The organism is Yersinia sp. 1252 StPb PI, assembly GCF_048593885.1.
Classification (GTDB): Bacteria; Pseudomonadota; Gammaproteobacteria; order Enterobacterales; family Enterobacteriaceae; genus Yersinia; species Yersinia enterocolitica_E.
This window is the reverse complement of record NZ_JAZGQE010000081.1, coordinates 1-20021: the sequence shown is the minus strand read 5'-3', so window position 1 is coordinate 20021 and position 20021 is coordinate 1. Positions and strand designations below refer to the sequence as shown.

Below are 20021 nucleotides of genomic sequence, written 5' to 3'. Positions count from 1 at the left end.
TGGAGGCGCATTATAGGGAGTTCCTGACAGCCTGCAACCCCTAATTTGAAAAAACTTTTCAACCGCGTTTTATTTCAGCAAAAATAGGCTAAAAGACCAATGTTTAAACAATTATTAAGCTAAACATTCACTACCAGTGTTAAACAGTAGAGTAAAATAGATATATAAGAAGACAGATAGGACAAATCACCATGCAACTAAATACCCAACAACAGGCCGCCCAGCGAAATCTCTCTTACCTGTTGGCTGAGAAGATTGGCCAGCGAATTCTCGCCGGAGAATATGCAGCCGGCAGCATACTGCCTGGTGAGATAGAGTTGGGGGAGCAATTTGGTGTTAGTCGTACTGCCGTTCGTGAAGCAGTAAAGATGCTGGCAGCAAAAGGGATGTTATTACCCCGCCCACGCATTGGTACCCGAGTGATGCCACAAACAAATTGGAACTACCTCGATCAGGAGTTACTCACTTGGTGGCTGAACAGAGAGAATTTCGATCAAGTGATGCAACACTTCCTTATATTAAGAACCTCACTTGAGCCTCAAGCCTGTTCATTGGCAGCCATTAATGCCAATGAGCAACAGCGAGCATTGTTAGCATCACTGATTGCAGAGATGCGTGCGTTAGATACTCACTTTAATCGTGAAAAATGGATTCAAGTGGATGCTCAATTTCATCAGTTAATATATGAAGCCAGTGGTAACCCGTTTTTGACCTCTTTCGCCAATTTGTTCAGTTCGGTTTATCACAGCTATTTCCGCGCCATTACCGGCGATGAAGTGATTAAGCTGCAATACCATCAGGATATTGTTGATACAATTTTGGCAGGTGACAGTCAGGGAGCCTTGCTGGCATGTCAGGTATTATTAACAGATAAAAATTAACGGCTAGCTGTTCTATCTCTCTATATATAAAGAAGGTGCTCACACTCACCCCTATAATCAGGACGAACAATGATAAAATCTGCACGCAGTATGGCGGGCCTTCCTTGGCTAGCTGCCATGGCTTTCTTTATGCAGGCTTTGGATGCCACTATACTGAATACGGCACTCCCATCAATTGCTGAAAGCCTTAACCGCTCACCACTGACCATGCAGTCAGCAATTATCAGCTATACCCTGACGGTCGCGATGTTGATTCCAGTGAGTGGCTGGCTGGCGGACCGTTTTGGTACCCGACGGGTATTCATTCTGGCTGTATCTCTATTTACGCTAGGGTCATTACTGTGCGCACTTTCAGATTCATTGGCTTTTCTGGTGGCCTCCCGGGTTATTCAAGGGGTGGGTGGCGCAATGATGATGCCTGTGGCCCGGCTTGCGCTGATCAGGGCTTACCCACGCAGTGAGTTATTGCCGGTTCTGAATTTTGTCACTATCCCAGGGTTAGTCGGCCCGGTGATGGGGCCACTATTAGGTGGATTACTGGTGACCTATACCACTTGGCATTGGATCTTTATCCTTAATATTCCTATCGGCTTACTGGGCATCTTTTATGCCCGTAAATATATGCCGGACTTCACCATGCCTAAACGTGCCTTTGATATTATCGGTTTCCTGCTATTTGGTAGCAGTTTGGTCCTGATATCCGTAAGTCTGGAGATAATGGGCCGACCGGATATCGCCAGCTATCTGCCAGTCACGGTGTTACTGAGTGGTTTATTGATGTTGCTCTTCTATATATTCCACGCCAAAGGTCATCCAAATCCATTGATTGGTTTGCCGCTATTTAAAAACCGAACATTCTCGGTTGGGATTGCCGGTAACGTGGCCTCCCGTTTAGGTACCGGGTGTGTGCCTTTTCTGATGCCACTGATGTTACAAGTCGGGTTCGGATACTCAGCCATTATTGCCGGTTGTATGATGGCCCCAACCGCCATTGGTTCGATGATGGCAAAATCTGCCGTTACTCAAGTATTACGTTCACTGGGTTATAGGACTGTATTGGTAGGAATTACGGTTATTATCGGAGTGCTGATTGCGCTATTTGCGCTGCAATCACCGGGCATGTCGCCGTGGATGATGATATTGCCGCTGTTTGTCTTGGGGATGGCAATGTCGACACAGTTCACTGCGATGAATACCATCACACTGGCTGACTTAACCGATAACAATGCCAGCTCAGGTAACAGTGTTTTGGCGGTAACCCAACAACTGGCCATTAGCTTTGGCGTTGCCATTAGTGCGGTGGTATTGCGGTTTTATGATGGGTTATCGTTTGGTGGCAATGTCGATCACTTCCACTACACCTTTATTACAATGGGAATAGTGACATTACTTTCATCCATGGTGTTCTTATTACTGAAACCAAATGATGGCGACAATCTAATTCAAGGCCGTAATAGCAAAAAAGCCACACAACCTGCGGAGAGTGAAGTTTAACAACTGACCACCGATCCCCGCTCTATTAGCTCGGGAGTGAGAATCAGAACTTGTGGTTCCGCTTCCGGGTTATTCAATCGATGAATCAGTGTATCAATAGCCAGTTCACCAAGGGAGTCTTTTGGTTGATGGATAGTGGTCAATGGCGGTGTCATATATTGTGCGATTTCAATATCATCGTAACCAATAACCGCCATATCTTGTGGTATCGATAACCCCGCCTGATGCAAAGCCTGATAAACCCCAACAGCCATCGCATCATTACTGGTAAACACCGCTTCTGGGGGTTCCGGTAGCGCAAGCAACTGTTTCATCGCGACTAAACCGCCACCAAATTCAAAATCACTGGCAACTTCATAACCGGATGGAATAGGTAAACCTGCGCGATCCATAGCCTGACGGTACCCTTCCAAACGTTCTTTGGCAGGGGTTTTATCTTGTGGGCCAGCAATACAAGCGATTCGGGTATAGCCTCTAGCAATCAAATATGAGGTTGCCATTTCGCCACCCAATAATGAATTATCCTGAATCACGTCATTGACGCCCTCAAAGGGTGCCCAGTCCATCATGATTATCGGTAATGACGGGTAGCAACGCAGAATATCTTGAGAAGGGCGGTGGTTTTCGGTGCACATCAGTAGCAGACCATCGACGCGCTTTTGCATCAGAGTTTCAATGCTATGGCTCATGCGATCGATATCGCCTTCGGTATTGCATAGAATCAAACTGTAACCACGCTCATAGCAACTGCGCTCCACGCCACGGACTACTTCAGCATAAAACGGGTTGCTACTGGCGGTAACCAACATACCAATGGTACGGGTTTGATTGAGTTTCAAACTACGAGCCAGTGCTGAAGGGGCATAGTTGAGCTGTTTGATAGCAGCCAGCACTTTGTCGCGAATAGGGTCACTGACAAAGCGGTTTTTATTAATAACATGTGAGACTGTTGACGTAGATACGCCCGCCAGGCGGGCGACGTCTTTCATGGTGGCCAAAGTTATACCTGGCCTTGTAGGAAACTGTCGATCTCTGCACGCCACGGAATAGAGGGCTGCGCGCCGGGGCGAGTCACCGCGATAGCGGCCGCTGCGTGAGCAAAACGTACTGCTGAGTCCATTACCTGACCTTCCAATAACGCAGTTAATAATGCGCCATTGAATGTATCACCAGCAGCAATAGTATCTACAGCGTTAACCTTGAACCCGGCAACCAATTTCCCTTTACCTTGTTCACTAAGCCATACACCACGGCTACCCAATGTAATGATTACGGTAGCGATGCCTTTATCATGCAGAATTTGCGCTGCTTGCGCTGCGTCATAATCCTGATCAATATGAATCCCCGTTAAACGCTCGGCTTCTGTTTCATTCGGAGTAATCATATCCACCAGCGTTAATAGCTCGTCCGGTAATTCACGAGCTGGCGCCGGATTAAGAATAACCTGTGTTTGATGCAGCTTCGCCAATTTAGCGGCAGCAATAACTGTCTCAAGTGGTGATTCCAGTTGCATCAATAATGCATCTGCATCGATAACTTGTTGCTGGTAACGACCAAGATATTCAGGTGTAACTGCCGAGTTAGCACCGGCATTGATACCAATAACGTTTTCGCCTTCACCATTCACGAAAATCAAAGCAACACCGGTTGTGGTATCAGCTACAGCCTCGATTGGCGCGGTATCAATATTATCGCTGGCTAATTGCTGACGCACCCGGTCACCAATATCATCTTCACCCACACAGGCAATAAACGCGATGTTTGCTCCGCTACGGCCAGCAGCAACCGCCTGGTTAGCACCTTTGCCACCAAACGCGACTTTATACTGCTTCCCGATCACCGTTTCACCTGGGCGCGGAAACTGCTCAATATTCAGAATATGATCGGCATTGATGCTGCCCAAGACCACCAGTTTGCCTGTTTTCATCGTATTTATTCCTTTGTGAATGACACCGCCACCCGTAACGTTTTGTTTTCCGTTTTAGGGCAGCGGCGTTATATGCCCTGCTTTTCGATATTATTTAGTCACTAATTTCAAATCTACCGGGATAACGGCCTGCACTTTCTCGCCTTTCAATACTTTATCAGCGGTTTGTACACCAATAACACCAATCTGATCAGGGCGTTGAGCGATAGTTGCGCCCAGTTTGCCGCCTTGGACTGCTTTAAGACCGTCGTCGGTGCCATCAAAACCAACCACTAGCACATCGGCTTTACCGGCTGTTTGCAAGGCACGCAGTGCGCCCAGTGCCATCTCGTCGTTCTGTGCGAATACAGCCTGAACATTCGGGTGAGCGGTCAGCAGGTTCTGCATCACATTCAAACCTTTAGTACGGTCAAAATCAGCAGGTTGGCTGGCTAACAGTTGGAATTTATGTTGATCCATTGACTGCTTGAAGCCTTCACCACGTTCACGGGCCGCAGAAGCACCCGCAATCCCTTCCAACTGAATCACTTTGGCATCATTACCCAGTTTTTTGGCAATGAAATCACCGGCCATTTTGCCACCAAAACGGTTATCGGATGCAACGTGACTCACCACAGTGCCAGAGTTTGCCAAACGGTCGAGCGTGATAACCGGGATATTGGCCTTATTCGCCATTTTAACTGCGTTACCGACTGCATCAGAATCCGTTGGGTTAATCAGCAATAGTTTGGTGCCGCGAACTGTCAGATCCTGCACGTTAGCCAGCTCTTTCGCCGGATTGTTTTGAGAATCCAATACCACCAGGTTGTAGCCGAGTTTATCCGCTTCTTTTTGCGCGCCGTCTTTCATTGAAACAAAGAACGGATTATTCAAGGTGGAAACTACCAGTGCGATGGTGTCTTTTGCCAGTGCGTTAGCACTTACGGTGGCGCTCAGGGCAACAACAGAGATCAAGGTAGCCAGTTTCTTCATTTTCATGGTCGCAATTCCTGTAGGGAGTTAGGAGGTTATTTGCTGCTTTTATTGTCTACCAATACCGCCAGCAGGATAACCACTGCCTTTACGATCATTTGGTAGTAAGAGGAGACACCCAATAAATTCAAACCGTTATTTAAAAAGCCGAGGATTAACGCGCCAATCAGGGTGCCGACGATCCGCCCCTTACCCCCAGCAAGGCTGGTACCCCCAAGAACCACGGCTGCGATTGCATCCAGTTCATAGCCGGTACCGGCTGTAGGTTGTGCTGACGACAGGCGGGCCACTTCGATAATCCCAGCCAGTGCCGCTAACAATCCACATAATGAATAAACAATAATCTTAACTTTATCTACGCTGATACCAGAGAGCCGTGTTGCTGACTCATTGCCACCCAATGCGTAGATATAGCGGCCCAGGCGAGTGTGGTGCAACATGTACCACACAGCAATAAAGACGATAGCCATCAACCAGATTGGTGTTGGTATACCCAATGGGCGCCCGATACCGAACCAGCCAAAAGTATCAGCCACATCAGTAAAACCGGTATTTACTGGGCTACCATTGGTGTAAACCATAGTAACGCCACGTAATAGTAGCATCATGACCAGAGTGGCAATAAATGCTTGTACCTTACCTTTAGCGACAATGACCCCGGTTATGGCACCAATAAATGCCCCTAGCGCCAATGCAGCGGCGACGGCAACCAAAGCATTCACTTCCAATCCAACAATAGATGCCGCTACTGCGCCAGTCAGTGCCAATAATGACCCGACAGACAAATCAATACCGGATGTCAGGATAACCAGCGTCATACCCACCGCCATAATGGCATTGACAGAAGTCTGCTGGAGAATGTTAAACATGTTATTTAGGGTAAAGAAGTTCGGGCTTAGTGACGAAACCACAGCAATCAGCACCAGCAGCGCAATCAGTGATTTTTGTTCTAATAACCATTCTTTACTGAACCAGCGTTTTGTCTGGATAGCTTGGGAACTCATATCTGATTACTCCTGCTCTACTCGTCATATTTCAAGCCGCATTTGCGTTGGCTTCCTGCAACTCGAATTATTTAGAGTGTAAATAAATTATTTTTCAATAAATCACGCTTGCCAACGGCTGCTGCCATCAACACTTCCTGGGTAGCCTGTTCAATAGAGAACTCGCCGCTTAGCTGGCCTTCATGCATCACAAGAATGCGGTCACTCATGCCCAGCACTTCCGGCATTTCTGAGGAAACCAGAATGATGCTCAACCCTTCTTGTTTGAATTGGTTGATTAATTGGTAAATTTCTTTTTTAGCCCCGACGTCAACACCACGGGTAGGTTCATCAAGGATCAGCACTTTAGGGCGGGTCATTAAACCGCGTGCAATAGCCACTTTCTGCTGGTTACCACCGGATAACAAACCAATAGGTTGTTCCATGGACGGGGTTTTAATATTAAATAAACGAATGAAATCCGATACCGCCTGCTGCTCTTCAGCATGCTTGAGCGAACCACCTGAACGGCTAAAATAACGCAATGCAGTCAAAGACATATTCTCTTTAACTGACATTCCAAGTACCAAACCATCCCGTTTGCGGTCTTCAGAAATATAGACAATGCCATTTGCCAGACCATCTTGTGGTGAATGGGTGACAACTTCGCGGCCATCCAACATCACAAAACCTGATTTACGCGGTAGCGCGCCATAGATGATTTTCATCAGCTCGGTGCGACCAGCCCCCATCAGACCGGCAACCCCCAAAATTTCGCCACTGTATAAAGTGAAACTGACATTTTTCACGCCCGGGCCGCAGAGCTGTTTGACCTGCAAACGCTTTTCACCACGGGGTATATTCAAGCGCGGGTACTGTTCTTCCAGCTTACGGCCCACCATCATCTCAATCAGTGAGTTTTCAGTCAGACTATCAACCGGTTTTTCGGCAATAAATTGCCCATCACGAAATACCGTGACGTCGTCGCAAATCTCAAAAATCTCTTTTAACCGGTGAGAGATATAAACAATTCCGCGACCTTCCGCCTTTAGCTCTTTAATCACATTAAACAGAGAGGCGGTTTCAGTATCGGTAAGCGCATCAGTTGGCTCATCCATAATGATCACTTTGGATTCAAAGCTCAGCACTTTGGCTATCTCCACCATTTGCTGATCACCAATGGAAAGCTCACCCACCAGCCGATGGCTGCTGTAACTGATATTAAGGCGCGCCAGCAGTAAATCGGCTTCGGCATACATCTTTTTCCAATCGATGCTGCCAAAACGATTAACAAACTCACGCCCTAAGAAGATGTTTTCTGCGATAGTTAATTGAGGAATCAGGTTAAGTTCCTGATGAATAATGCCAATGCCCGCTTCCTGCGAGTCTTTTGGGCCATTAAACGCCACTTCCTTACCCATAAAATACTGACTGCCAGCATCTTTACTGTAGATGCCGGTCAGCACTTTCATCATGGTCGATTTTCCAGCGCCATTTTCGCCTACCAGTGCCATCACCCTGCCGGGATAGACACTCAGTGCGGCACCGGAGAGTGCTTTAACGCCGGGAAAGGCTTTATCAATCCCTTTAAGTTGCAGCAAAGGTTGCATAAATGCCTCAGAAGGTTACGCCGGAACAGAGAATGACATTAGCAAAGGGGGAACATTCCCCGCTACGGATCACTGCCCGGCTTTGTTTGGTTTGCTCTTTAAAAGCCTCATGGCTGATATAGCGCAAAACAATTTGGTTTCCCTGGTGCTGCTCAAGTTGTGATAGTTGCGCGAGTAACGCTTCATGGAGTTGCGGATTATTTTTAACGATCTCCTCCGCCAAGACTGCACTTTCAACCTGCATTTCTTGTGTTACCACCTCAAGAACCTGAAGAAATCCAGGGACGCCTCGTGTCAGTGCCAGATCGATACGTGTGGTGGTTGCCGGTATCGGCAGCCCCGCATCACCTATCACAACCTGATCGGTATGGCCCAGGCGGGAGATAACAGCGGAAATATCAGAATTAAGTAATGCGCCTTTTTTCATTTTCTACTCCAACAGCGAAACGTTTCGCTGATACTGAGTTTAGAAAAATAGCCGCAGAAGGCAAACCCAATTTGATGAAATTGTGATCGCCATCGAAACGTTTCGCTGAACAGAGGGAAAAGAAGAAGAATAGGTACAAAAAAGGCCGTTAATCATAACGGCCTTTCAGATTAAATCTCTACCTGCGTCCCAAGCTCAATCACCCTATTCGGTGGGATCTCAAACTGGTCAGCAGCACGCAGCGCATTCCGACTGAGCGCAATAAATAACTTACCGCGCAGGAACAGGTACCACGGCCGCTTGGTAAGGATTAGCGACTCATGGGACATAAAGAATGAGGTTTCCATCATCTGGCATGGCAACCCCTCCAGGCCGCAGCGATGGAAGATTTCTTCCACATTCGGTGTTTCACGCCAACCATAACTGGCCACCACTCGCCAAAACGTCGGGGAGAGTTGTTCGATGGTTACCCGGTTCACATTGTGCACATACGGCGCATCTTCAGTCCGCAATGTCAGTAGCACAACCCGTTCATGCAACACCTTATTATGTTTAAGGTTATGCAACAGCGCGAAGGGAATAACATTCATTGCACGCGACATATACACAGCAGTACCAGTAACCCGCACCGGGGGGGATTTTTCCAATGAAGCAATCATCGCTTCCAGTGAATTACCGTGTTCATGCATTCGACGCAGCAAACCGAAACGTTCACTTTTCCAGGTAGTCATGATGATAAACATCACCAGCCCCAGAGACACTGGCAACCAACCACCTGAGAACAATTTCAACGCATTGGCAGAGAACATAGGGACATCGATAATCAGCAAAATCACCAGTAAGATGCCGACAAATACCCGATTCCAGTGCCAGTTTTTCAATGCCACGATGCAGAACAGAATACTGGTTATCACCATGGTGCCGGTTACGGCGATACCGTACGCGGCCGCCAGGTTACTGGAACGTTCGAAGCCCACAATAACCAATACCACCGCCAGATAGAGAGTCCAGTTAATGACCGGGATATATATCTGGCCAGATTCCATTTCGGAGGTATGAATAATCCGCATTGGCGGTAAATAGCCTAAGCGAACCGCCTGTCGGGTGAGCGAGAAGACACCGGAAATAACCGCCTGCGAGGCAATAACGGTCGCCAGCGTCGCCAGAATTAACAGCGGAATCAATGCCCAATCAGGGGCTAATAAGAAGAAGGGGTTTTTGATGGCTTCAGGGTTTTTCAGCAATAACGCGCCCTGACCAAAATAGTTCAGTACTAATGAGGGCAAAACCACGGTAAACCAAGCTAAACGAATAGGGAATTTACCAAAATGGCCCATATCTGCATATAAGGCTTCCACCCCGGTTATCGCCAATACGACGGCACCAAGCGCATAAAACGACACGGTTTTATATTCAGCAAAGAAACCTATCGCCCATTTAGGATTCAGCGCAACCAATACTTCTGGATTCGCAATAATACTGCGTAAACCAAGTAGTGCGATCGTCAGAAACCAGACCAGCATCACGGGAGCGAATAATTTACCGACACTGCCGGTACCGTGCTTTTGAATCACAAACAGCAGAGTGAGTACCGCAATGGAGCAGGGAACAATATAAGGGTCTAATGCTGGGGCTGCTATTTCTAGCCCTTCAATGGCCGACATAACGGATATTGCCGGGGTGATGACCACCTCACCATAAAAGAAACTGCCGCCAATTAACCCGAGAATCACCAGTATTGAGGTGGCTCTGGAAGAGGTATTACGCCCAGCCAAAGACATTAACGTTAAAATCCCCCCTTCGCCGGCGTTATCGGCCCGCATGACATAGGTAAGATATTTAATCGAGACTATCAGGATAAGCATCCAGAAAATCAGCGATAAAAAGCCAAACACCACGTCCGGGCGGACATCAAAACCATAATGACCAGAAAAGCACTCTCTCAAGGTATAGAGCGGGCTGGTACCAATATCACCGTAAACTACCCCTATTGCTGCCAGGGTTACCGCCGATAAAGACTGTTTATGTTCTGTGCTCATAATTGATTTCTTTTTGCTAGAACATCCATAAGCTGATGCGTGCGTTTAAGAACCTTAATCCTCGGTTCTGTATTGTTTATACGCCCACCAAAAGGCGCACAGTATGCACGATTTCAATGGATTGCCTACTCTTAAATAGGCACCTAACAGAGCGAAAATTCATCAACTACAAATAACTGATGATATAAAAATTCTACGAATCAACGAACTATCTTATTAATAAAATCAGCGATCCCATGAAGAAAAGATGGTTTATTCCTTTTTATCAGGTAAAAATCAATCAACTAACGGAACATGTAGAACAATTATGGCGCAATCATCACAATTAGCAGAAAGAATCTCCCGCTTAAGCAGCGCCCTTGAAAGTGGTCTGTATGAAAGACAGGAAGCTATCCGCTTATGTTTGCTGGCCGCCCTCAGTGGCGAGAGTGTTTTTTTGCTCGGCCCACCGGGAATTGCCAAAAGCCTGATTGCCCGCCGCCTGAAATTTGCCTTCCGTAATGCCCGTGCATTTGAATATCTGATGACCCGTTTCTCAACACCGGAAGAGGTGTTTGGCCCCCTCTCGATTCAGGCATTGAAAGAGGAGGGACGCTATCAACGGATGACAGGCGGTTACCTGCCGGAGGCTGAAATCGTCTTTTTGGATGAGATTTGGAAAGCCGGCCCGGCAATTCTGAACACCTTGCTGACAGCGATTAATGAACGGCGCTTTAGAAATGGTGATCGGGAAGACAGCATCCCTATGCGATTACTCGTTACTGCCTCTAACGAGCTGCCTGACGCTGATAGTAGCCTGGAAGCACTTTATGACCGCATGTTGATCCGCCTATGGCTGGATCGCGTACAAGAGAAGCAGAACTTCCGCTCACTACTGCTCAGCCGACAGAATGAAAATCATAATCCGGTGGCAGAAAATCTCAGTATCAGCGATGAAGAGTTCTATCAGTGGCAACCGTTGATCGACAAAATCACCTTACCGGATCACTGTTTTGAGCTTATTTTTCAGTTACGTCAACGGCTCAGTGCGCAAGAACAAGCGCCCTATGTCTCAGATAGACGTTGGAAAAAAGCGCTACGCCTGTTACAAGCCAGTGCTTTCTTTAGTGGCCGCAGTGAAGTGACACCCATCGACTTAATCTTGCTGAAAGATTGCCTGTGGCATGACCTCAGTTCGCTTAAGCTGCTGCAACAGCAGCTTGAACAGTTATTAACCGAGCAGGGATATCAACAGCAAAGCCTGTTAATGAAACTACAACATGTTCAGGGTCAGTGGTTACAGCACCAACAACAGCAAAGTGACCATCAAGCGTTAACCATCGTCAAACAAAGCGGTATGTTCAGCCGCAAACCCCAATATGCTCTACCAGACGACCTGACAGACAGCACTTTGACGCTTTTGCTGCAAAAACCGCTCAGCCTGCATGATATTCAAGTTACCCATTTGCAAATAGAAAAAGATGCCCTCGCTCAATGGTTGAACAAAGGAGGGAGCTTGCGCGCTAAATTAAATGGTGTCGGTTATGCCCAATCCATTGATGCAGAAATTGATGATCAATTGCATATAACGATACTAGATATCAGCCGCCAACCCTCCACACTTTCCCAACCGGGTACGGCAACTGCCAGTGTTCCCCCGGAATTGCTGGTGGAATTAACCACAGTAGAACATAGTCTTGCCGAACAGCGGCGGCTATTCAGCCAACACCAGCCGTGTTTATTCACTCCCTCCTCATGGCTTGCCAAAGTCGAGGCCAGCTTGTTGCAGGTGGCAGAACAACTTAAACAGCAACAGCAAAAAATGCGCGGACACTGACAGATGCTCAGCCTGGCAACATTGGATATGCTGCTATCGATAAGTGAGGGTGAGCTTATCGAAGAGATGGTGATCGGGCTATTGGCGTCACCTCAATTAGCACTATTTTTCGAAAAATTCCCGCGAATTAAACGGGCGCTAATGAAAGATATTCCTGGTTGGAAGCAAAACTTACAGCAGCGTATCCGCGAGGCTAAAGCTCCGGCTACTCTGGCAAATGAGTTTTCCCTATACCAACAAAGCCTGTTGGAAAGTAGCCCACTATTTTATGCGCATCTGCCAGATATTGTGGCTCAGTTACAGCAATGGCAATCGCCCTTTGCTTCACAAGCCAATACATTGCTACAAACCGCTGATTTAGCCAGAAACCCTCAACCCGGCGATAGTTTACAAACCTTATTTTTACAGCGTTGGCGTGTCAGCCTAACGCTACAAACCATCACCATTCATCACCAGTTACTTGAGCAAGAGCGGGAACAACTTCTGGCTGAACTCCAGCAGAGATTGGCGCTCAGTGGGGCATTAGAACCTGTACTGGCAACCAATGATGGGGCGGCAGGGCGGCTTTGGGATATGAGTCAGGGCCACTTACAGCGTGGCGATTATCAATTGCTACTGCAATACGGTGACTTTCTACAACAACAACCCGAATTACAACAACTGGCCGAGCAATTGGGTCGTAGCCGTTCAGCAAAGGCACAACCGACACCAGAGGCTCGCTACGAACCTTATACTGTCATGGTCCGCCAGCCCGATACGGTGCCAGAGGAGGTCAGTGGCATTCATCAAAGTAATGATATTTTGCGATTGCTCCCGACTGAACTGGTGATGTTAGGGATGAGCGAGCTGGAATTTGAGTTTTATCGCCGTTTACTGGAGCGCCGCTTACTCACTTACCGTTTGCAGGGTGACAACTGGCAGGAGAAAACCTTACAGCGCCCGGTCAGTCTTAAAAGCAATGATGAACACCCTCGCGGCCCTTTTATCGTCTGTGTCGATACCTCAGGCTCCATGGGCGGATTTAACGAACAATGTGCCAAAGCATTTTGTCTGGCTCTGCTTCGAATTGCACTGGCAGATAATCGCCGCTGTTACATCATGCTATTTGCCACTGAAATAATTCACTACGAGCTATCTGCTGCCAGTGGTATTGAGCAGGCGATTCGTTTTCTTGGCCAACATTTTCGCGGAGGTACCGATCTGGCTGCTTGCTTAGCCAGCACATTAAATAAAATGGAAGATAGAGAATGGTATGACGCAGATGCAGTGATCATTTCAGATTTTATCGCCCAACGTTTACCAGACGAATTAGTCAGAAAGATTAAAATCCAGCAACAAGCCCACCAGCACCGTTTTCATGCTGTTGCCATGTCTGCGTATGGTAAGCCCGGTATCATGCGAATTTTCGATCATATCTGGCGTTTTGATACTGGGCTAAAAAGCCGCTTGATGCGCCGCTGGAAGCGCTAGTTAAGCAGGCCGGCACCAACGTTTATCGACAACCCCAATATCGTCATATTAAAGATAAATGATAACACTGACTGCAAGAGCACTACGCGGCGGATATCTGACGTGCCGGTAGAGACATCGGCAGTTTGGCAAGCCACACCAATGGTAAATGAGAAATAAAGGAAATCCCAATAGGAAGGCGTGGTTATCTCTTTGGGGAAAAGTAACGGTAGAACCGTTTCTGATTTATCGCGGCGCATATAAAACAAATGTGCGTAATGCATAGTAAAAGCGGTGGATAATAATAACCATGAAACCAATAACGTCAGCCCTGTCAGGACCAAATGGAACGCCTTGGCAGAGCCTGAGAGCTGATTCGCCGTGCTCAATTCAAATAAAATAACCAGAATACTGGCCAGACACGCCATGCTGACAATACTCAACACCATGCTGGCACTTTCATCCTGCACCCGGGCTATTTTGCTGATTTTCGTCGAATCAGTGCGTAATAATTGCAACCATAAAAACAGTAAATAAAGCCAGGCGGAAACATTCCAACTCACCATTAGGCGCAGCAATACCGAGTAATGTGTTGGCAGCAGGAAATAAGTGACAACACCCGCGCCAAGCGAAAACAACAATCGTGGCCGAGCGTGTAAATAGTGCTTTATAGGATGAAAAAGGGCCATAACATCAACAACCTTGCATATAGTGATATTTAAAATATTTATATATCACTACAGCATAGATTAAAAACCCGCAATTATATTGGGAATCAATACCCAATATAATTGGTGTTGTAGGTAGGCAGCAAGCGAACAAACCCCGATGAGCTTACTCAAGTAAGTGATTCAGGTGAGTGCGCGCCGCTAACAACCCTACAACATCAAGTATGAAGGGGATTTACAGCAGGCCTGCAACCTTCTCGCTAATTTCTGGCCCCCATACACCACATTGAACCTGACCGATATGTTGCTGTTGCAGCAATAACATCACTAAACGAGACTGGCCGATACCGCCACCGATAGTTTGCGGCATTTCACCACTCAGCAGTGATTGGTGCCATTCCAGTTTCAGACGATCTTCATCAGAAGTCAGTGCCAATTGGCGTTTAAGTGCCTCAGCATCAACACGTATCCCCATGGATGAGATTTCAAACGCGTCTTCAAGAACAGGGTTCCAGACAATAATGTCACCGTTCAAGCCCGCAAAACCTTCAGCACTCGGCGACGTCCAGTCATCATAATCTGGCGCTCGCACATCATGAGATTTACCGTCAGCCAATTTACCACCGATACCAATCAGGAATACAGCTCCCAGCTCTTTAGCTATCGCACGTTCGCGGCCTTTAGCATCCAGGTCAGGGAAGCGAGCGCGCAGGCTTTCGCTGTGGATAAACTGAATATTCTCTGGCAGGAATGGTTTCACACCAAATTCAGCACTGATCGCCACTTCAGTTTCTTTAATAGCGGTATAAATCTTGTTAACAGTGGATTTCAGATAAGCCAGGTTGCGTTCACCATCGCCCATCACGCGTTCCCAATCCCACTGATCAACATACACAGAATGAATAGCACTTAGGCGATCTTCATCAGGGCGCAATGCTTTCATATGAGTATATATCCCTTGGTCAGCACCAAAATCAAAGCGACCCAAGGTTTTGCGTTTCCATTTAGCTAATGAATGAACGACTTCAAAAGTTGCATCCGGCAATGTCTTCACTTTTACCTGAACGGCTTTCTCTGAACCTGAAAGGTTATCTTGAGTACCATCACCCACACGACTCAGGATTGGTGCCTGTACTTCAATCAGACCCAGTTGTTGTTCTAATTGACGGGAAAAGAATGATTTTACGAAGCTGATTTGTTGTTGTTTTTGGATAAATTGTTTTTTCATTGCCGTTTTCTCGATTCGTTATTACTGATTATGCTAATTAGGTTATGCCACCTGGCTTGACATCGATTAAGCAACAGAATGAGGGTTAAATTCAATATCCAACAAACAATATTGCCTTTTCACTTTTAATCATTCATTTTTATGGGTCTTAAATTAACTAATCGTTAAAAAAAGGAGGCAAATATGGGTGAAATTTATCAAATCGATAATCTCGATCGCGGCATCCTGAACGCATTAATGGAAAATGCGCGCACACCTTATGCTGAATTGGCAAAAAATTTTGGCGTGAGTCCAGGAACTATCCATGTGCGAGTGGAGAAAATGCGCCAGGCAGGGATCATTACCGCGGCTTGTGTTCACGTTAATCCAAAAAAACTCGGGTATGACGTGTGTTGCTTTATCGGTATTATTTTGAAAAGTGCCAAAGACTACCCGTCGGCACTAAAAAAACTGGAAGGTTTAGAAGAAGTTGTAGAAGCCTATTACACCACCGGCCACTACAGCATTTTTATTAAAGTGATGTGTAAGTCAATAGATGCGCTCCAGCAGGTACTTATCAACAAGATCCAGACTATCGATGAGATCCAGTCAACGGAGACACTTATCTCCCTGCAAAACCCCATCATGCGTACCATTGTGCCTTGAGCACTAAATAACTATACCCACATTATCCACAGGTAGATCCCAGCTGATTCACAGCGTACAATACCGGCTCTTTACTTCGGTTGGGTTCTTTATGGCTGACATTACCTTGATCAGTGGCAGTACACTCGGCAGCGCTGAATATGTTGCTGAACATTTAGCTGAGAAATTAGAAGAAGCAGGTTTTTCTACAGAGACGCTGCATGGCCCTGAATTAGACGAGCTTACGCTTGAGGGTACGTGGCTAATAGTCACATCAACCCACGGTGCGGGTGATCTCCCAGATAACCTTCAACCATTATTAGAACAAATCGAACAACAGAAGCCTGATCTTTCTCAAGTGCACTTTGGTGCTGTTGGTTTGGGCAGTTCAGAATATGACACTTTCTGCGGTGCAGTGAGAGCATTGGATCAACAATTGATCGCACAAGGCGCCAAACGTTTGGGTGATATTTTAGAAATTGACGTCATCCAACATGAAATTCCCGAGGATCCGGCAGAGGTTTGGGTCAAAAATTGGATTAATTTGCTCTAATTTGATTAAAGATCACGCGAACGAATGTGGATAAGTATGCTTAAAAGCAGGGTAAAACCGGTACATATCCACATAACAACCTTGGCACTCCAAAGTGCCTGTGCATAACATGCCATTTAGATCCCAGCTTATACGCAATAGGATCACCGATCATTCACAGCAAACGATCTTCCTTAATACTATGATCTTCCATGTGAATAATCACTTATCCACAGAGGATCATGATCCTAATAAGAGATCTAATAAAGAGATCTTTAAATAAAAAGATCTTCTTTTAATTAAGGGAGATCCTAAGCCGCTTGGTCGAAAGTCTAAACTTGAGTAGAATCCCCCACCCCAGGGCAAACACAGAAATTCGCATAACGGCGAGGTGCAGTACCATGTTTTATCCAGATCAATTTGACGTCATCATCATTGGTGGTGGCCATGCCGGCACGGAAGCTGCAATGGCAGCGGCACGCATGGGACGTCAGACCTTATTGCTGACGCACAACATCGACACACTGGGACAAATGTCTTGTAACCCAGCGATTGGCGGTATCGGTAAGGGACATTTGGTAAAAGAGATCGATGCTCTGGGTGGCCTGATGGCCATGGCGACTGACCGGGCGGGTATTCAGTTTAGGATACTAAACGCCAGCAAAGGGCCAGCGGTAAGAGCGACCCGATCTCAGGCTGACCGTGTTCTGTATCGGCAGGCAATACGTACTGCATTGGAAAACCAGCCAAACCTGACTCTCTTTCAACAGCCAGTTGAAGATCTGATTGTTGAAAATGATCGCGTTGTGGGTGCAGTCACCCAAATGGGTCTTAAATTCCGGGCGAAAGCAGTGGTATTAACCGTTGGTACTTTCCTCGACGGAAAAATTCATATCGGTCTTCAGAACTACAGTGGTGGCCGTGCTGGTGATCCGCCATCCATCTCATTGTCACAGCGTTTGCGTGAATTACCACTGCGCGTTAATCGCCTTAAGACCGGTACTCCACCACGTATTGATGCGCGGACCATTGATTTTAGCCAATTGGCCCCTCAGTTCGGTGATACGCCTATTCCAGTATTCTCTTTCCTGGGTCATGCCGATCAACACCCTGAGCAGATGGCGTGCCACATTACGTATACCAATGAAAAAACGCATGAAGTGATCCGCAATAACTTAGATCGTAGCCCAATGTATGCCGGGATCATTGAAGGGATCGGGCCACGCTACTGTCCGTCGATCGAAGACAAAGTCATGCGTTTCGCCGATCGTAATTCACACCAGATCTTCCTTGAACCAGAAGGTCTGACCAGTAATGAGATCTATCCGAACGGTATTTCAACCAGCCTGCCTTTCGATGTACAGATGCAAATCGTCCGTTCAATGAAAGGGCTGGAAAATGCCCGGATCATTCGACCAGGTTATGCCATCGAATATGATTTCTTTGATCCACGTGATTTGAAACCTACCTTGGAAAGCAAATATATCCACGGTCTGTTCTTTGCTGGGCAAATCAATGGCACTACCGGCTATGAAGAAGCAGCGGCTCAAGGGCTGCTTGCAGGGCTTAATGCGGGCCGCTTCGCTAACGATGACGATGGATGGTCACCTCGCCGCGATGAAGCTTACCTTGGCGTGCTGGTGGACGATTTAAGCACCCTTGGCACCAAAGAACCGTATCGCATGTTTACCTCACGCGCAGAATATCGCTTGATGCTGCGCGAAGATAACGCGGACCTGCGCCTGACTGAGATGGGCCGTAAATTAGGGCTGGTTGACGATGCTCGTTGGGCACATTTCAGCAAGAAAATTGAACAAATTGAAAAAGAACGCCAACGTCTGCGTGATATCTGGGTACATCCACACTCAGAAAATGTTTCTGAGATCAATGCATTACTGAAATCGCCGTTGTCTAAAGAAGCCAATGGTGAAGAATTACTGCGTCGGCCTGAAATTGATTATCGTTTGCTGACAACCCTAACCTCTTTTGGCCCAGCATTAACAGATCCACAAGCTGCGGATCAGGTTGAAATTCAGGTTAAATATGAAGGGTATATCGCGCGTCAGCAGGAAGAAATTGAAAAACAACTGCGCAATGAGAATACTCTACTGCCGGCTGATCTGGATTATCGTCAGGTGTCTGGTTTATCGAACGAAGTCATCGCTAAACTGAACGATCACAAACCTAACTCAATCGGACAAGCCTCGCGTATTTCTGGCATTACCCCAGCAGCAATCTCTATTTTATTGGTTTGGCTGAAAAAACAGGGGTTGTTACGCCGTAGTGCCTAACAACCGACGTTTGCCTGCATTGCTAAGGGATAAGCAGTGCAGGTAAGTTCTTCTTTGCTTCAGGCCACAACTAACGGTTCAAACCACTGCCAAGCTAGATTATCATTCCTCATCCCGGCCCTTTTCATGCTGACTGAACGAGCTTAGTCAGAGGATATTGTTGTGTTAAAAAAATTAGATTCCCTGCTAAATGCCGCAGCTATTGTGTTACCTGAACAGCAAAAATTACAGTTGATAGGCTATGTAGAACTGCTGCATAAGTGGAACAAAGCTTACAATCTGACTTCTGTTCGTGACCCACAGCAAATGCTAGTGCGACATATTCTGGATAGTATTGTGGTTAACCCACATTTGCAGGGTGACCGGTTTATTGATGTGGGCACCGGCCCTGGGCTTCCTGGGATACCGCTGGCAATTGTACGGCCTACTGCGCACTTTACGTTGCTAGATAGCTTGGGTAAACGTGTACGCTTCTTGCGTCAGGTACAGCACGAACTGGGCTTAAATAATATTGAGCCAGTGCAAAGCCGAGTTGAGGACTTTGCCGCAAAACCGCCATTTGATGGTGTAATAAGCCGTGCATTTGCATCTCTACAAGATATGCTGTCTTGGTGTCATCATTTGCCAGCTAAGCCTGAAGGGCGCTTTTATGCGCTTAAAGGGGTGAGGCCGGACGATGAGTTAGCTGTACTGCCGGAGGGTATTAGCCTTGAATCGGTCGTGCGATTGCAGGTGCCAGAGTTGGAAGGTGAACGCCATCTGGTCATTCTTAAGTCAAACTAACTTTGCTATTTATCAAAAAAATGTAATAAATCCTTGGCGGATGGTAGGAAAATTATCGTATTTATTATTTTTAATATCGATAAGTATTTCTTCGCTTACTATCGTACCGGCAGATTATATTTTACCTGTTGTTTACAAAAACAGCGATAACAGATGGCATAACTATATTGAAAGCTGGCAAATAGTCACTTTAGTCATTACTTTAGCTGTGCCATCACTCTTTTTATGTAGACGAAGTGTTGCTTGATTATTATCTGAAATGTCAACGGGAAGTTTTTACTAAGTAGATAAGTTGTT

At 46.6% G+C, this 20021-nt stretch carries 17 protein-coding genes; 8 read left to right on the top strand and 9 right to left on the bottom strand.

The window, feature by feature from the left end; all coding sequences use genetic code 11:
* The first annotated feature begins 191 nt into the window (after positions 1–191).
* Together V2A85_RS13160 and mdtD are read left to right on the top strand one after the other, a co-directional pair.
* The gene (locus tag V2A85_RS13160) at positions 192–881 is read left to right on the top strand and encodes a FadR/GntR family transcriptional regulator (protein ID WP_083161611.1); all 690 of its coding nucleotides are present in this window, start codon (positions 192–194) and stop codon (positions 879–881) included.
* Between the two features lie 69 nt (positions 882–950).
* The gene (gene mdtD / locus V2A85_RS13155) at positions 951–2375 is read left to right on the top strand and encodes a multidrug transporter subunit MdtD (RefSeq protein ID WP_083161609.1); all 1425 of its coding nucleotides are present in this window, start codon (positions 951–953) and stop codon (positions 2373–2375) included.
* Here the strand turns inward: mdtD and rbsR are convergent.
* The 7 genes from rbsR to kup all read right to left on the bottom strand — a co-directional run bounded on the left by rbsR (position 2372) and on the right by kup (position 10333).
* On the bottom strand, positions 2372–3373 hold the full coding sequence (gene rbsR, locus V2A85_RS13150; RefSeq protein ID WP_372560168.1) for a ribose operon transcriptional repressor RbsR: 1002 nt from the start codon (positions 3371–3373) through the stop codon (positions 2372–2374). The two genes, mdtD and rbsR, sit on opposite strands and share 4 nt — an antisense overlap.
* Positions 3374–3375: 2 nt before the next feature.
* Complete coding sequence (gene rbsK / locus V2A85_RS13145) at positions 3376–4302, bottom strand: ribokinase (RefSeq protein WP_420071615.1); 927 nt, start codon at positions 4300–4302, stop codon at positions 3376–3378.
* A gap of 90 nt (positions 4303–4392) precedes the next feature.
* Positions 4393–5280, bottom strand: coding sequence for a ribose ABC transporter substrate-binding protein RbsB (rbsB, locus tag V2A85_RS13140; RefSeq protein WP_083161603.1), 888 nt, complete (start codon positions 5278–5280; stop codon positions 4393–4395).
* A 29-nt stretch (positions 5281–5309) separates the two neighbouring features.
* Positions 5310–6278: a ribose ABC transporter permease gene (gene rbsC, locus V2A85_RS13135; RefSeq protein WP_083161601.1), complete on the bottom strand. Its 969-nt coding sequence runs from the start codon at positions 6276–6278 to the stop codon at positions 5310–5312.
* Positions 6279–6349: 71 nt separating this feature from the next.
* Positions 6350–7867, bottom strand: a complete 1518-nt coding sequence (rbsA, locus tag V2A85_RS13130; protein ID WP_083161599.1) for a ribose ABC transporter ATP-binding protein RbsA — start codon at positions 7865–7867, stop codon at positions 6350–6352.
* A 7-nt stretch (positions 7868–7874) separates the two neighbouring features.
* Positions 7875–8294 (bottom strand): D-ribose pyranase, encoded by a 420-nt coding sequence (gene rbsD, locus V2A85_RS13125; RefSeq protein WP_083161597.1) that lies wholly within the window; start codon positions 8292–8294, stop codon positions 7875–7877.
* A 170-nt stretch (positions 8295–8464) separates the two neighbouring features.
* A complete protein-coding gene (kup, locus tag V2A85_RS13120) occupies positions 8465–10333 on the bottom strand; it encodes a low affinity potassium transporter Kup (protein WP_372560171.1) in 1869 nt (622 codons plus the stop codon).
* A 307-nt stretch (positions 10334–10640) separates the two neighbouring features.
* Between kup and ravA the strand changes: the two genes are divergently transcribed.
* Together ravA and viaA are read left to right on the top strand one after the other, a co-directional pair.
* Entirely contained in the window at positions 10641–12149 is a 1509-nt protein-coding gene (gene ravA / locus V2A85_RS13115; protein WP_420071614.1) for an ATPase RavA, read from the top strand.
* 3 nt (positions 12150–12152) lie between these two features.
* Entirely contained in the window at positions 12153–13619 is a 1467-nt protein-coding gene (gene viaA / locus V2A85_RS13110; protein ID WP_420071613.1) for an ATPase RavA stimulator ViaA, read from the top strand.
* On the opposite strand, the gene V2A85_RS13105 is transcribed toward viaA, so the two are convergent.
* Complete coding sequence (locus V2A85_RS13105) at positions 13616–14287, bottom strand: DUF1345 domain-containing protein (protein ID WP_372560174.1); 672 nt, start codon at positions 14285–14287, stop codon at positions 13616–13618. The two genes, viaA and V2A85_RS13105, sit on opposite strands and share 4 nt — an antisense overlap.
* 214 nt (positions 14288–14501) lie before the next feature.
* Positions 14502–15494, bottom strand: a complete 993-nt coding sequence (gene asnA / locus V2A85_RS13100; RefSeq protein ID WP_372560175.1) for an aspartate--ammonia ligase — start codon at positions 15492–15494, stop codon at positions 14502–14504.
* Between the two features lie 183 nt (positions 15495–15677).
* Between asnA and asnC the strand changes: the two genes are divergently transcribed.
* From asnC to rsmG, 4 genes are all read left to right on the top strand, one after another.
* Positions 15678–16139, top strand: coding sequence for a transcriptional regulator AsnC (gene asnC / locus V2A85_RS13095; protein ID WP_083161588.1), 462 nt, complete (start codon positions 15678–15680; stop codon positions 16137–16139).
* 91 nt (positions 16140–16230) lie between these two features.
* A complete protein-coding gene (gene mioC, locus V2A85_RS13090) occupies positions 16231–16671 on the top strand; it encodes an FMN-binding protein MioC (protein WP_005192870.1) in 441 nt (146 codons plus the stop codon).
* A gap of 380 nt (positions 16672–17051) precedes the next feature.
* Complete coding sequence (mnmG, locus tag V2A85_RS13085) at positions 17052–18941, top strand: tRNA uridine-5-carboxymethylaminomethyl(34) synthesis enzyme MnmG (RefSeq protein ID WP_420071612.1); 1890 nt, start codon at positions 17052–17054, stop codon at positions 18939–18941.
* Between the two features lie 162 nt (positions 18942–19103).
* A complete protein-coding gene (gene rsmG, locus V2A85_RS13080; RefSeq protein WP_083161586.1) occupies positions 19104–19724 on the top strand; it encodes a 16S rRNA (guanine(527)-N(7))-methyltransferase RsmG in 621 nt (206 codons plus the stop codon).
* The last annotated feature ends 297 nt before the right edge of the window (positions 19725–20021 follow it).